12 protein-coding genes and 1 tRNA gene are annotated in these 14,560 nt (G+C 44.6%); 2 read left to right on the top strand and 11 right to left on the bottom strand.

Features of this window, described 5'->3' with window-relative positions; all coding sequences use genetic code 11:
- Positions 1 to 64 precede the first annotated feature (64 nt).
- Together motX and AB4323_RS19910 are read right to left on the bottom strand one after the other, a co-directional pair.
- Positions 65 to 700, bottom strand: a complete 636-nt coding sequence (gene motX / locus AB4323_RS19915) for a flagellar protein MotX (protein ID WP_017063177.1) — start codon at positions 698 to 700, stop codon at positions 65 to 67.
- Positions 701 to 998: 298 nt separating this feature from the next.
- Entirely contained in the window at positions 999 to 2,315 is a 1,317-nt protein-coding gene (locus AB4323_RS19910) for an adenylosuccinate synthase (RefSeq protein WP_010434108.1), read from the bottom strand.
- A 172-nt stretch (positions 2,316 to 2,487) separates the two neighbouring features.
- Between AB4323_RS19910 and AB4323_RS19905 the strand changes: the two genes are divergently transcribed.
- Positions 2,488 to 2,676: a DUF2065 domain-containing protein gene (locus AB4323_RS19905; protein ID WP_010434105.1), complete on the top strand. Its 189-nt coding sequence runs from the start codon at positions 2,488 to 2,490 to the stop codon at positions 2,674 to 2,676.
- 172 nt (positions 2,677 to 2,848) lie between these two features.
- Here the strand turns inward: AB4323_RS19905 and hflC are convergent, their stop codons facing one another.
- The 8 genes from hflC to tsaE form a co-directional block, all read right to left on the bottom strand.
- Positions 2,849 to 3,826, bottom strand: coding sequence for a protease modulator HflC (hflC, locus tag AB4323_RS19900; RefSeq protein ID WP_017059930.1), 978 nt, complete (start codon positions 3,824 to 3,826; stop codon positions 2,849 to 2,851).
- Positions 3,827 to 3,828: 2 nt separating this feature from the next.
- The gene (hflK, locus tag AB4323_RS19895) at positions 3,829 to 5,031 is read right to left on the bottom strand and encodes an FtsH protease activity modulator HflK (RefSeq protein ID WP_017063176.1); all 1,203 of its coding nucleotides are present in this window, start codon (positions 5,029 to 5,031) and stop codon (positions 3,829 to 3,831) included.
- A gap of 27 nt (positions 5,032 to 5,058) precedes the next feature.
- Positions 5,059 to 6,366, bottom strand: a complete 1,308-nt coding sequence (gene hflX / locus AB4323_RS19890) for a ribosome rescue GTPase HflX (protein WP_017059928.1) — start codon at positions 6,364 to 6,366, stop codon at positions 5,059 to 5,061.
- Between the two features lie 44 nt (positions 6,367 to 6,410).
- Positions 6,411 to 6,674, bottom strand: a complete 264-nt coding sequence (gene hfq / locus AB4323_RS19885) for an RNA chaperone Hfq (protein WP_017059927.1) — start codon at positions 6,672 to 6,674, stop codon at positions 6,411 to 6,413.
- A 192-nt stretch (positions 6,675 to 6,866) separates the two neighbouring features.
- On the bottom strand, positions 6,867 to 7,799 hold the full coding sequence (gene miaA, locus AB4323_RS19880; protein WP_372089619.1) for a tRNA (adenosine(37)-N6)-dimethylallyltransferase MiaA: 933 nt from the start codon (positions 7,797 to 7,799) through the stop codon (positions 6,867 to 6,869).
- Positions 7,800 to 7,896: 97 nt separating this feature from the next.
- The gene (gene mutL, locus AB4323_RS19875) at positions 7,897 to 10,113 is read right to left on the bottom strand and encodes a DNA mismatch repair endonuclease MutL (protein WP_102428650.1); all 2,217 of its coding nucleotides are present in this window, start codon (positions 10,111 to 10,113) and stop codon (positions 7,897 to 7,899) included.
- 102 nt (positions 10,114 to 10,215) lie between these two features.
- Positions 10,216 to 11,931 carry an N-acetylmuramoyl-L-alanine amidase gene (locus tag AB4323_RS19870; protein ID WP_372059026.1) on the bottom strand — a complete coding sequence of 572 codons (1,716 nt, stop codon included), beginning with the start codon at positions 11,929 to 11,931 and terminating at the stop codon, positions 10,216 to 10,218.
- On the bottom strand, positions 11,925 to 12,389 hold the full coding sequence (gene tsaE / locus AB4323_RS19865; RefSeq protein WP_017059923.1) for a tRNA (adenosine(37)-N6)-threonylcarbamoyltransferase complex ATPase subunit type 1 TsaE: 465 nt from the start codon (positions 12,387 to 12,389) through the stop codon (positions 11,925 to 11,927). Before tsaE ends, AB4323_RS19870 begins: the two co-directional genes overlap by 7 nt.
- A 240-nt stretch (positions 12,390 to 12,629) precedes the next feature.
- On the opposite strand from tsaE, the gene queG reads away from it, so the two are divergent.
- A complete protein-coding gene (gene queG, locus AB4323_RS19860) occupies positions 12,630 to 13,808 on the top strand; it encodes a tRNA epoxyqueuosine(34) reductase QueG (RefSeq protein WP_102428648.1) in 1,179 nt (392 codons plus the stop codon).
- A 613-nt stretch (positions 13,809 to 14,421) separates the two neighbouring features.
- Here the strand turns inward: queG and AB4323_RS19855 are convergent.
- A tRNA-Gly gene (locus AB4323_RS19855) sits at positions 14,422 to 14,497 on the bottom strand.
- Between the last annotated feature and the right edge of the window lie 63 nt (positions 14,498 to 14,560).

The following is a 14,560-nucleotide window of genomic DNA, read 5'->3' as shown; positions in this document are numbered from 1 at the left end:
GCTTTTTAAGTCTTGTTTCCTGTAACAATGAGTGCAGGGATCATTACAGGCTTCTTGCTCGGTATTACCAGAACACGTCTCGACGTTTTGCTCGAGCAATAATATTGTCTGGCATTCTCTGTTCCAGGCCGCTACGAAGCACAGTGATACGTCTGTGTTGTCTTTGGTCTGCGGTTACCGAATTATACAACCAACGGTAAGCATCTTCATAATCCAATGGGCTACCGTAGTCACGTAACAAGAGTTCCGCTAAGTGAATGCTCGCACTTAAGTTACCCATCGAGGCTGCTTCACGTAGATACGGAATCGCACGCTCTTGATCTTGTTGTACCAAAGTACCACGAGAGTAATAACGACCTAACTGCTCTAATGCAGCGGGTAAACCTTGATGTGCCGCGTTTTCCATATAGTAAAGGCCAAGCTCTACATCTTGTGGAACACACACACCCCAAGCCAACATATCACCGTATAAAAACTCATAAGAAGGCAAGCTAATACGCGTTGCACGAGCAACGATATCTTCAACTAACTGGCACTTATCAGCTTTCACTCGCTCTAGATGTTGATTATTTTCGATTAAATTAATCAGTTCAGCTTCTGTATATATTGGAACGGGCTCTCCCACATCAGCCAAATTAGCATGACTCAAGGGTGAGCTCAGCGCCATTATTAATGAAGCTGCCACAATTCGTAGCTTCATACCTGCACTCTATTATCTGTCGCTAAAGTTATCTATTGAGGGGTGCAGAGGATTTCTACACGCACAAAACAGGGTGAACTTCACTTTCCATGATATCTGTATCGGCAATAACCCCGACGGCTTTAGACAAAACTTGCCGCTAATGGGCAATATTTTGCCTGATGACGCTTAAAAGATCACCATCAAAGAGTGAACGGCTAAATTGCAGGTATTAAAAAGCCGACTTAATAAAGTCGGCTTTTAGAAAACTATTTTATTATCAAAGCACTGTTCGTGCCTGGTAATCACTCAGCAGGCATTATGCGCCGTATGGGTGAACCTTGATGATAGTTTCGTTACGATCTGGGCCAGTTGATACGATATCAATTGGAACGCCAGTTAGGTCTTCGATACGCTTGATGTAATCTAGAGCAGCTTGTGGAAGCGCGTCGATAGATTTAGCACCAAATGTGTTTTCAGACCAACCAGGCATTGTTTCGTAGATTGGCGTCGCTTCTTCGAATGACTCAGCAGCCATTGGAGAAACTTCTAGGATAGAACCATCTTTCATCTTGTAACCAGTACAAATTTTTAGTTCTTCTAGGCCATCTAGAACGTCTAGTTTAGTTAGACACATACCAGATAGAGAGTTGATTTGGATTGCACGACGCATAGCAACAGCATCAAACCAACCAGTACGACGTAGACGACCAGTTGTTGCGCCAAACTCGTGACCAACATCGCCTAGGTGTTTACCAACTGGGTCTTGCTTCTCAAGGCCATCGTATAGCTCAGTAGGGAATGGACCTGAACCAACACGAGTACAGTAAGCCTTAGTAATACCAAGGATGTAACCGATGTGACGAGGACCGAAACCAGAACCTGCAGCAACACCACCAGCAGTCGTGTTAGAAGACGTCACGTATGGGTAAGTACCGTGGTCGATATCTAGTAGCGTACCTTGAGCACCTTCGAACATGATCTTGTCGCCGCGCTTACGTGCTGCGTCTAGTTCGTCAGTTACGTCGATAACCATCGCAGTTAACATGTCTGCGTAGCTCATCGCTTGCTCAAGAACTTCTTCGTAGCTTACTGTTTCAGCTTTGTAGAAGTGCTCTAGTTGGAAGTTGTGGAATTCCATCACTTCTTTTAGCTTCTCAGCAAATGCTTCTTTATCGAAAAGGTCGCCAACGCGTAGACCGCGACGAGCAACTTTATCTTCGTAAGCAGGACCGATACCACGACCCGTTGTACCGATAGCTTTAGCGCCACGAGCGATTTCACGCGCGTTGTCGATTGCAATGTGGTACGGAAGAATTAGAGGACAAGCTTCAGAGATGAAAAGACGTTCACGTACTGGAATACCGCGATCTTCAAGAGGCTTCATTTCTTTTAGAAGTGCGTCAGGCGATAATACTACACCGTTACCAATAACACATTTAACGTTATTACGTAGGATGCCTGATGGAATTAAGTGAAGAACGGTTTTTTCACCGTCAATTACAAGTGTGTGACCTGCATTGTGACCGCCTTGGTAGCGAACCACGTATTTTGCATCTTCAGTTAAAAGGTCAACGATTTTACCTTTACCTTCATCACCCCATTGGGTGCCTAGAACGACTACGTTATTTCCCATCTTTCCAATTTCTGTTGCTAATTAAAAATGGATTCTAGCACTGAATCACACTTCTTGCAGTCACTTTTTGTTCATAAACGTTAACGCTGTACAAAAATAAACCAGCCATAACTGGGGGCAGATGTGTAAAGATACTGATATCATTGCTTTTTTACAGACAAAAGGCAGAACCATGTCTCAATCAATTTGGCTCGCTATTGGGCTCGTACTTATTGTGGAAGGGCTCGGCCCCTTGATTGCACCCAATGGCTGGAGAAACATGGTCGCGCAACTGAGCGAGCAACCAGACACGCAACTGCGCCGCATTGGAGGCTGTCTTGTGGTGGCTGGAGCGGTTATCGCTTTCATGACCTACCGCTAGGTTTCTATAAGTAGAACGCTGTTAAGCGCCTTCCCTCGTGCCCCAATAGTGAATCCACAAACATGTCTCCTCCTGAAAGAAGTCATAGAAAACAAAAAGGCTCCCACAATGGGAGCCTTTTAAGTTTTAACGTATTTTGCTTATTAAGCTAAGCATTCGCTAACGCATCAGCTTATTTTGCTGGAGCGCCGCTTGCTTGATTCATGTATTGGAAGAAGTCAGTCTTCGGATCCAGTACTAGAATGTCGCTCTTATCGCTAAATGATGTCTCATAAGCTTGCAATGAACGCATGAAGCCGTAGAACTCAGGATCTTTGCTGAACGCATCAGAGTAGATCTTCGCTGCTTCTGCATCCGCATCACCACGAGTGATTCGAGCTGTACGGTCAGCTTCAGCAAGAACTGTTGCCACTTCTAGCTCAGCTTGAGCACGGATAACTTCCGCTTTCTCACGACCTTGAGAACGGTGTCTACGAGCAACCGATTCACGTTCTGCACGCATACGGCGGTAGATAGATTCACTGATTTCGTCAGGAAGGTTAATCTTCTTCATACGAAAATCAACAACTTCAACACCTAAATCAGCCATCGCACTTTCTGCCGTTCCAGACAAAACGTTTTCCATGATCTTATCGCGTTCGCCATCAACTTCTAGTGCTTCTGCAGCCGCTACCGTTGTGACGACTTCGCTATCAGCAGAGTCTGGCAGGATGTCCTTGTTGCGAGGGCCTGACACGATCTGCTTAATTTCACGAGAACCAATTTCAGAACGAAGAACATCTGTCACTTTACGCTCAAGAAGTGCTTCTGCCGTCATGATATTACCGCCACCGGTACTCAGATAGAAACGTCCAAAATCAGCAATACGCCATTTTGCGTAAGTATCAATTAGAACGTCTTTTTTCTCTGATGTTACGAAACGGTCAGAACGGCCATCCATCGTTTGAATACGAGCATCAAGTACTTTTACGCGATCAAACATCGGTAGTTTAAAGTGCAGACCTGGTTCATAGATTCGTGATACGCCGTTGTCATCGAGAACTCGACCAAAACGAATTACCATGCCACGCTCACCTTCTTGAATCACAAACACTGACATCAATAGAAGGGCAATCGTCACAACTAATACAGGGATCATTAATTTACGCATTATTAGTATCTCCCTTGGCGTGAACTGTCTGAACGAGTTTGAGTGCTAGGCTTTGGATCCGCTTGAGTTTCTAACTCAATTTGATCGTAAGTTGATGATGCTTTTGCAGGGCGAGAGCCCGACTGAGAACCACCTTGTGCGCCTAGCTTATCAATTGGTAGGTATAGCAAGTTACCGCTTGATTCAGAATCAATCAGGACTTTCGATGTGCTTGAGTACACTTTTTCCATTGTATCTAGGTACATACGGTTACGTGTTACTTCAGGAGCAGCTTGGTATTCAGGTAGCAGTTTCTCGAATTGAGCAACTTGACCTAGAGCACCATTAACTGTGCGCTCTGAGTAACCCACCGCTTCTTTCTTCAAACGCTCAGCACGACCTGTTGCTTTTGGAAGAATGTCATTTCGGTAAGCTTCAGCTTCACGCTCGAAACGCTCTTCATCCTCACGAGCCGCGATAGCATCATCAAATGCATCTTTCACTTGCTCAGGTGGACGTGCTGACTGGAAGTTCACATCAACAATCAGAATACCCATATCGTAGCTATCAATAATACGGTTCAACGTTTCTTGAGTGCTTTGACGAATCTGCTGACGACCACTTGTCAGGATACTATCCATTAGTGAGTCACCAATTACCGCACGAAGCGCGGAATCGGTTGCTTGACGTAAACTGTCGTCTGCATTCGTTACACGATACAAGTACTTGTATGGGTCAGAAACACGGTATTGAACACCCATTTCAACGGTCACAACGTTTTCATCTTTCGTTAGCATCGTGCCAGCAGCACGTAGAGAACGAATCGCTTGAACGTTTACTAGTTGCTCATCACTGATTTCATCGATGAAGCGTGGGTGCCAGTTAAGACCAGGTTCTTCGATACGGTCGAACTGACCCAGTCGAAGTACTACTGCTCTTTCTGCTTCGCCAACGGTGTAGAAACCAGCGAAGAACCAGATAGCAATAGCAATAACGGCAATGACACCAAAGCCAATTGCACCGCCACCACCAATAGATGGCCCGTTACCGTTGCCACCCTTTTTACCAAACTTGCCACCTAACTTTTGACTTAGTTTATTAAACACTTCGTCTAGATCTGGCGGTCCTTGATCTCGGCCGCCGCGATTATTTTTATTACCCCAAGGGTCATTATCGCGGCCGTTATTATCGCCGTTGTTGTTATTTCCAGGCTCATTCCACGCCATTAGAAAGCTCCATCATTTGATATGACGTTATACTGTAGCAGTCTCTTTGGTAACGATAAAGTCACCTAAGAGCGCCCCTTCTCTTTTTTCAAGTTTAGACCAATCTATTTGTTGCATTCGGATATCTATCAACAAGTTACCATTTTCATCATACTCTTCCTGTTGAATACATTTCATCTCGAAGAATAAGCTGCGAATACGGCCCTGATGTTGATGTGGAATACACAACCGGAATTGAACCATCTGGCTAGCTAAACGCTCAGTTAAAGCTTCAAACAGCAGTTCAATACCTTCTCCTTCCATTGCAGAAACCCAAACAGCGCGAGGTGCGCCCTCTTCGTCTCTTTCAATTCGAGGTTTTTGGTCTTCCATGCAGTCAATTTTGTTCATGACTACAAGGGTTGGCACTTCATGAGCATCGATTTCTTCTAATACTTCATGAACAGCCTGAATGTTCTCACGAAAACGGTCATCACTGGCATCAACAACATGTAACAAAATGTCAGCTTCCTGCGTCTCTTGTAATGTTGCCTTGAACGCAGCGACCAAGTCGTGTGGTAGATGACGGATAAAACCTACGGTATCTGCGAGAATTGCAGGCCCGACATCTGCCAAATCAATCTTACGTAGTGTTGGGTCTAGGGTTGCAAACAGTTGGTCTGCCGCATAAACACCAGCACTTGTGATGCGATTGAAAAGTGTTGATTTCCCTGCGTTGGTATAACCAACCAAAGAAATTGTTGGGATTTCAGCTCGATTACGAGCACGTCGTCCTTGTTCACGCTGCTTAGCGACTTTCGCTAAACGACGTAGTATTGCCTTTATACGGTCACGCAACAAACGTCGATCGGTTTCCAGTTGAGTTTCACCTGGACCACGAAGACCAATACCACCTTTCTGCCTTTCAAGGTGAGTCCAACCACGAATCAGTCGAGTAGAGATATGACGAAGCTGAGCGAGCTCAACTTGTAGCTTACCTTCATGAGTTCGCGCACGTTGTGCAAAAATATCTAAGATCAAACCCGTGCGATCAATCACACGACATTTACACAATTGCTCGAGGTTGCGCTCTTGGGCAGGAGAGAGGGAGTGGTTAAAAATCACAATTTCAGCACCGGTCAGCTGAACAGCTTGTGCGATTTCTAGGGCTTTACCTTCTCCAACGTAGTATTTAGGGAGTGGGGATTGTCGGCTACCAGTAATCACTTGTAGCGTTTCTACCCCCGCTGAGGAGACCAGCATTTCACATTCGCTTAGATCTTCCCATTCTCCCTCTTGCGTGAAGTTGATATGAACAAGTACGGCTCGCTCGCCGGATTCATAACGGTCAAACAAGCAACCAACTCCTTATTACAGCGCAAGCTGTACAAATTGAACGATTAATCTTCAGTCTTCTCTGGACGATCAGATGGCGTGCGTTGCTCGCCGCTGTGGTGACTAACTGCGCGAGCAGGTACCACAGTAGAAATCGCATGCTTGTAAACCATTTGGTTTACTGTGTTCTTCAATAAGATCACGAATTGATCGAAAGACTCGATCTGACCTTGCAGCTTAATGCCGTTAACAAGATAGATAGAGACTGGAATGCGCTCACGACGGAGTGCATTTAGGAATGGGTCTTGTAGCGATTGCCCCTTAGCCATTTTATTTTCCTTATTTGTATTTTGTTGTAATTATTTAGCTAGTGGTGCACAAAAAGGTGCGGCCTTTGCATCTGAGCTAAATGAATAAAAAAACTCCGTTGTTATTGAAAGGCTGTGATTTTTAAAAGCCTCAATAACGGATCCTTTCCAGAGTATATTCACGCAAAAGCGATCACATTATACACAGCAATACTAATCAGATGCTATTGCATCTGAAAGAGTTTCTAACGCTTGATCAATGTTTTCGCTATCTAACCAAGTTAAATCATCCCAACTGCGCAACCAGGTGATTTGTCGCTTGGCCAACTGACGGGTTGCACAGACACCACGGAAAACCGCTTCGTCTAAATCACAATTACCGTCTAAATAATCCCACATCTGCCTATAACCAACGCATCGGATCGATGGCAGTTCAGGGTGAAGATCTTCTCTGGCGTACAACGCCTTCATTTCATCTTCAAACCCAGCTTCTATCATCTTCTCGAAACGCAGCTCAATGCGGCGATGGAGTTCAGTCCTTTCCTTGGGAGCTATTGCAAATTGTTTTACACGAAATGGCAGGCTATCGCCTTTCGTTTGAGTTAGCTCTGTTAATGTTTTACCCGAAATTCGGTAAACTTCCAATGCCCTTGAAAGCCTTTGTGGATCATTTGGGTGTATTCTTTCAGCGGATACGGGATCTATCTCTCTTAATTGATCGTGCAATGCCTGCCAACCCTGTTCAATAGATTCCGCTTCAATCTTCTTACGAATCTCTTGATCCGCTGCTGGTAATGGCGATAAACCTTCCAACAATGCTTTGTAGTACAGCATTGTGCCACCAACAAGTAGCGGGATTTTGCCTTCCGCTACAATCTTATTCATTTCATTGATCGCATCACGACGAAAATCTGCCGCAGAATACGCTTCGCTTGGATCCAAAATATCAATCAAGCGATGAGGCGCGAGCTCAAGCTCTTCCGCATCCGGTTTAGCGGTACCAATATCCATGTCTTTGTAGATCAATGCCGAATCGACGCTGATGATCTCTACAGGGTATTTCTGACGTAAGCGGATAGCTAAATCTGTTTTTCCTGACGCCGTTGGGCCCATTAAAAACAACGCTAAAGGTAATTTTTCAGTCATGATATTTTGTATTTGCTTCTCTGTTTTAGCGCTTTTTAGCAAAGGGCTTTGTGTCGCGACGTATTCAGCTAAAAAGACAAAGGTCGTCGCGAAAAAATTAAACCGTAAACGCGGCTATAGTCGCTGAAAAGTCGATAGGATTAACAAACTCTGGATCATCTAATGGAAGTAGACCATGCCAAAGTTGTTCTAGTTCCCCAACTAGTTGAACCGCTTCAGATAAAGTGTAGTCGCTTTTTACTTGTGCGGTTTGAATCCCGATCCAGTTGACCAATGATGGCAATAGGTCGTTAGAAACATTAGCCGAGTGTTTATCAACAATCTGAGCGTTTAATGAAGCCGCGTAAGATAACAGATCTGGGATCAAAATTTGTAAGTTTTGCTGCCTTAAAGGAGAAGGCACGCCCATCACCATTACCGCCTCGCTGTTTCGCGCCTTAAGCTCAATCCCCAGTAATGCCAGAGTTTGACTCAGCGCCTTAGCAACTTCGACAAGTTCACTACCCAGCTTAATCGATAAAGGCACCAATAGTGGTTGGCTTTTTAACGCACCACCTCGAGTATCAAGCTGACCAACAACACGCAATAACTCAGCCTTAGCCAAGGAAACCAGCACACTGCCGTTCTTATTGCCCATTACCAGATACTGACGTTCCACAATCGAGACCGCTTTGCCCAAGTCCGTTACAGGTGCTCTTGGCTTTAAATGAACAGGATTCTGTTGAGCAGGCTTAGCTTCTTTATTTTCTTTATTTTCTAAGTTGTCTCTGGTTTCTACTGGTGCCGCATGCTCTTGAGAAAGTGAAGGCTGTACAACTTGCTCATCAAAATCTGGCGTTTTCAGAAGCTCTTTATAGGCTTTCACTTCTCGCTTAGATGGCGCGGGTTCACCATGATGTTGGTGTGGCTCTTTCTCTTTTCTCGGAACAGGTCGAGACTCTATCCACTCTTGGCGAGAGGAACCGGTAAAACTGCTGTCACTAGTAGCCGAGCTTCGGCCAGCTAATGAACTTGGACTGGTTGATGAGCTTGGGCTAATTGATGAAACATAGTGTCGCCCACCATCATTAACGCTGTGTTGAGGCTTATCAAAAGCGTGCTCTGATTCTGCTTTTCTCGGGTAGGCAGGCGTTTGCTCAATAGCGTGTCGCACCCTATCCGAAACTTGGGTTTGATCCGAACTGCTAGGCATTACGCTTTCTGGCTCAGCGAAACTTGCAACACCATCAACTGCAGAGCTCGTACTATCTTGCTGATGATGAATCACTTCTGACTGATGAAAAGCCGACTGATTGATTGGTGCAGCATCGATCTGCTTGCTCTGTGCTAAACCATCACTCAATGCTTGGTAAATAAAGTCATGCACAAGGCGCGCTTGATGAAAACGCACTTCATGTTTTGCAGGGTGGACATTCACGTCCACCTGATGTGGGTCGAGTTCAATGAACAACACATACGTCGCGAATTGGTCTGGACGCAGGCTGGTTTCGTAGCTTTGACGAATCGCATGATTGATCAGCTTGTCACGCATCATACGACCATTCACATAGCAGTATTGCAGGTCGCTTTGTTGTCTTGCTCCTTCTGGCGTGGTGATCCAGCCATGAAGTTTTAGGCCTTGATGCTCAAGTTCGATCTTAAGCATATGACGAACAAAAGGATTGCCACATACCGCAGCGATGCGCTTTTCTGCTTGAACTTGTGTTTTTGCAGCGCGGTACTGACGAATCATCTTGCCGTTATGACGAAGGTTGATCGTCACATCAAAACGACTCAATGCGATGCGTTTAAGCAACTCATCAATATGGGTGAATTCAGTCTTCTCGGTGCGTAAGAATTTGCGGCGTGCTGGCGTATTGAAGAACAGATCCAACACCTCAACCGAAGTACCAATTGGGTGTGCTGCTGGCTGCAGTTTTACCTGCATATCACGACCTTCACTGTGTGCTGCCCAAGCTTGATCTTGAGTGGCAGGGCGTGAAGTCATGGTCAAGCGCGCAACCGAGCTAATACTCGCCAGCGCTTCACCACGGAAACCGAGGCTGACGATCGCCTCTAGGTCATCAAGAGTGTGGATTTTGGAGGTAGCATGACGACTCAGTGCCAAGGCAAGCTCATCTTTTACGATGCCTTTACCATTGTCACGAACGCGGATCATCTTGGCGCCACCTTTCTCGATATCAATATCGATACGTGTCGCACCAGAATCCAAACTGTTCTCAACCAACTCTTTTACAACAGAAGCGGGTCTTTCTACCACCTCACCCGCTGCGATTTGGTTAGCTAACCGAGCTGGCAGTATTTTGATCGTCATATTTATAGCTACCTTACTGCCATTGATGGAAACGCTGCTACGTTTGCACTAGTTCTTATTTTTTATCATTGATATACCTGAAGCTGTTTAGCATTCCCAAGACTACTTGTGAGGAATAATCAACACTTGGCCGATAGCCAGGCTGTCAGATTTTAACTTATTCGCTTGGCGAATGCTGTTGACGCTCACGCCGTATTTCGAAGCTATCTTGCCAAGGTAATCACCTCTTGCAACTTTGTGTTTGCGCAGAGGAACATCTTTAACTTCAACCGTAATACGTAACTTTTGGCCTACTCTCACCGTCTCTGATTTCAAACGGTTCTCACGTTTAATATCAGCCACCGACACTTTATAGCGGCTGGCGATCTTACCTAGGTACTCTCCAGACTTAACCGTGTGAGTGATGGTCTTAGTTTGAACCGCACTGCTTGATGATGAAGTTGAAGCACTGCCTGGAATCTTAAGTACTTGACCAATTGCTAGGCTGCTCGATTTCAGATTGTTGAACTTCATCAACGTCTGTGTCGACGTACCATACTTGCTCGCAATCACAGACAAAGACTCACCACGAGAGACTTTATGTTGGCTCACGCTGCCCGTTGATGACGTTGCGTTAGACAAGATAATCCCTTCAGGCGGGTTAGCCTTCAAATACTTAACCACCGCTTTAGTCACTGCTCGTGCCAATTTATCTTGGTGCGAACGTTGGAAAAGAAGCTTCTCTTCCGTCGGATTCGAAATAAAACCTGTCTCTACCAGTACTGATGGGATCTGTGGTGAACGTAATACGGCTAAGCTGGTGTTAATCGGCTTGCTATTGTGCAGTTTCGCAACCTTACCCATTTCAGACAGAATTGCCGTTGCCAGTTTGTAGCCCTCTTTTTGAGAGTGGCTAAACTGCAAATCAAGCAGGGTTTGGTTTACGTTCTTATCATCAATATTGCTTGTGAACGCTGCACCGCTACCACCAAGCAATTCAGACTGTTTCTCTTTATTCTCAATCCAACGAGAGATCTCTGTATTTGCGCGTCGAGTGTTCAATACAAACACTGAACCACCTCTTGGTTGAGGCGTCGTAAAGGCGTCGGCGTGAATAGAGATCAACAGGTGAGCTTCATTCTCTCGAGCAATCGCAACACGTCGATTCAGGTTCACAAAGTAATCAGCATTACGAGTCATACGAGTTTTGATCCCCGGGACCGCATTCAGTTGAGCTGCTAACTTCTTAGAAATACTCAGAGTCGCGTCTTTTTCGTATTTACGCGTAGGACCAATCGAACCTGGGTCTTCACCACCGTGGCCAGGATCAATCACAATTAGAATATCTTTCTGGCGCTTAACCTGATTAATGTTCTTACTTACCGTTGGCTTACTCGGTGTCGATGTCGCTTTACTTGCCGCACCATGAGGTAAGTCGATCACCAAACGGTGTCCATACTGACCACCTGGGGTCGGGCTCAGTTTGAATAATTCTGCTTTAGACGACTTCTTTAACTCAAAAACCAAGCGATAGGTGTTTTTGTCTGGCGGTGAGCTCTTACGAATCTTAGATAGAACAGGGCTGTCTTTCACCTCGACCGGTAACTTAGTCGCAAGACTGGTATTTTTTAAATCAACCACTAAGCGACTCGGGCTACTCAGGGTGAAATAGCTAAAGTCCGCTTCTGATTTTAAGTCGATAACCACACGAGTTTCTTCTGGAGAAGGCCAAACCCTTAAACTTTTCAGTGAGTTTGCAGAAACAAGTGAAGAAAACAGTATAGAAAAAACAGCAGCCATCATGGCCACTGTTGAAATAAGGCGTTTAGAAATCAACATAACTCCAACTGACTAAGTAAGCGCTGTCCGTATTCACTATTAGCGGTTAAAGAAACAACACGGTGATCGTCTTGGTAACGAATATCAATATCCAAATCGGCTTCTGGTAGCATCCCATAACCTTTCTCAGGCCACTCAACCAAACAGATAGCATCCGGCGTAAAATAGTCACGAATTCCCATAAACTCGAGTTCTTCAGGATCGGCTAGGCGGTAAAGATCAAAATGATACACCTGCCAATCTGCAAGTTGATAAGGTTCAACTAGAGTATACGTTGGGCTTTTTACATTTCCTTGATGACCAAGTGCTTTTACAAAGCCGCGACTAAACGTCGTTTTACCTGCGCCAAGATCACCATGCAGATAAATCGTTGTCTGCTGTGAGCAAAGATTAGAAAGCTCCGTTCCTAGTTGAATCGTTGCTTGTTCATCTTTCAAAGTAAATTGTTTAGTGCTCATGAATACGTTCTCTAAAAATCGATCGTTGACTATATAAAAATCAAAAGAACAAGAATAGTAAACCGTGATGCTTTTGGGAGACAAGCACTCAAGTGTAAGTTCTATGAAAAATACTGATCAAAACGCGTCTGTTCTGGTCAACACCACTAAGATCCGTTAAGATCCGCCCCCATTTTTGCCGAACCTAATTTTAATTAGCCTTATCTCTAATTGTAAAACAGAGAAAATAAGAAATAAGCCATGAATCTAGACCATCTTGCTGAAAAAATTAAAATCTGGGGAAAAGAGCTGGGCTTTCAAAAAGTTGGCATCTGCGATGTTGATTTAAGTGAACACGAAGCCCCTCTTCAAGCATGGCTAGATGCAGGCAACCACGGCGAAATGGATTGGATGGCTCGACATGGGATGATGCGTGCACGTCCTGATGAACTTCACCCAGGCACAATTCGAGTGATCAGCGCTCGAATGAACTACCTACCACCAGAAGCTCAGTTCGCCTCTAACCTAAGCGATACCACTCAAGGCTACATCAGCCGCTATTCTTTAGGCCGCGACTATCACAAATTGTTCCGTAACCAGTTGAAAAAGCTAGGACAAAGAATTGAAAAAGAGGTCGAGGGTTTAGACTCACGCCCTTTCGTCGATTCAGCGCCCATTTTGGAAAGACCACTCGCTCAAAAAGCAGGGTTGGGCTGGACAGGTAAACACTCATTAATTCTTGATAAAGACGCTGGCTCTTGGTTCTTTCTAGGGGAGCTGTTGGTTAACATCCCTCTTCCCACGGATGAACCCAGTGTTGATGAGTGCGGCAAATGCACCGCATGTATCACTTCTTGCCCAACGGGTGCCATTATTGCTGATGGCGTGGTTGATGCGCGCAAATGTATTTCGTACTTAACCATTGAATATGATGGTGTGATCCCTGAAGAGTATAGAGATGCCATTGGTAACCGTATCTACGGTTGCGATGATTGTCAGTTAGTTTGCCCGTGGAATCGTCATGCCGAACTCACAGAGCAAACAGACTTTCACCGCAGAGAAGATTTCCAAGAAGCCGATCTGGTTTCACTTTCAAGTTGGGACGAAGCAACCTTCCTAAAGAAAATGGAAGGCTCAGCAATCAGACGTATCGGCCACACCCAGTGGTTACGCAATATCTTTGTTGCGATGGGCAATGCACCATTTCAACAACGCATTATTGAAACCCTGGAGTCTCATCAAGGCAAAAACGAAATGCTTGATGTGCATATTGAGTGGGCTTTGAATAAACAACTACAGCAGTTACCCAAAGCTAGCAGTGTGCAAGAAGATAGCTCTACGCAGAAAAATAGCTGTGTGCAAAAAAGTAACAGCAAAATCTCCACCAAAAAGCACAGACTGATACGTATAGTAGAGAAAGGACTACCAAGAGACGCTTAACGCTTTATATACCAATATATGGCAAGCGAGCCCCCACTAACAGTCCAACATTTAAGACAACTCGTTACACATAATTTTAGAACAATGTTTGACCTTGTTCTCAATTCTAACAATGTGGAAAAAATTCAGAACTCTCGTAAACTTCCGACACCCGAGCAAAGTTAAACACAGTACCGATAAATGATTAAGATCAAAAAACAACAAGTTAACGATCTTTTATTAAATCCAAGATAGGCATCCAACTTGATAAAAAACAACAAGTTACGAACGCTGCAATTCATCTAATATATTGAAAACAAGAAAGATCTTTTAGGGATAGGTAAAGAATTAAGCCTGAAACAACTTTATCAACCAAGTTATCCACACCTAACATTTTGTGGATAAGTCTGTTTATAGATGTGAAAAACCTCAAGTGTCTGCTTCAAAGACCTGATATTTACTAGCATTCCAGTTGCTAAGAAAAATTTAAGACAAAAAAATATCCACCATGATGGAGGATTATTTGCTTTTTTGGGGGGATTATGCTTCGCAGCATTAAAGAAAGAGCGTGACCTTTGTGGTCGCCTTTAAACACAGAGGTTTAAAGTACTTATTAGCTTTTTTAGAAGAAAGCTGGAGCGATACATCGGGTTCGAACCGATGACCTCAACCTTGGCAAGGTTGCGCTCTACCAACTGAGCTAGTATCGCATAAGTTAACCGCTGCTCATACTGCCTTGGGCAACAGATAGCGCTTAACTGTAATGTGGTTGC

The sequence above is a fragment of the Vibrio sp. 10N.261.52.C11 genome, assembly GCF_041471405.1.
Classification (GTDB): Bacteria; Pseudomonadota; Gammaproteobacteria; order Enterobacterales; family Vibrionaceae; genus Vibrio; species Vibrio crassostreae_C.
Note: the sequence above shows the minus strand (reverse complement) of the source record. Positions and strands in the feature narration are given on the sequence as shown.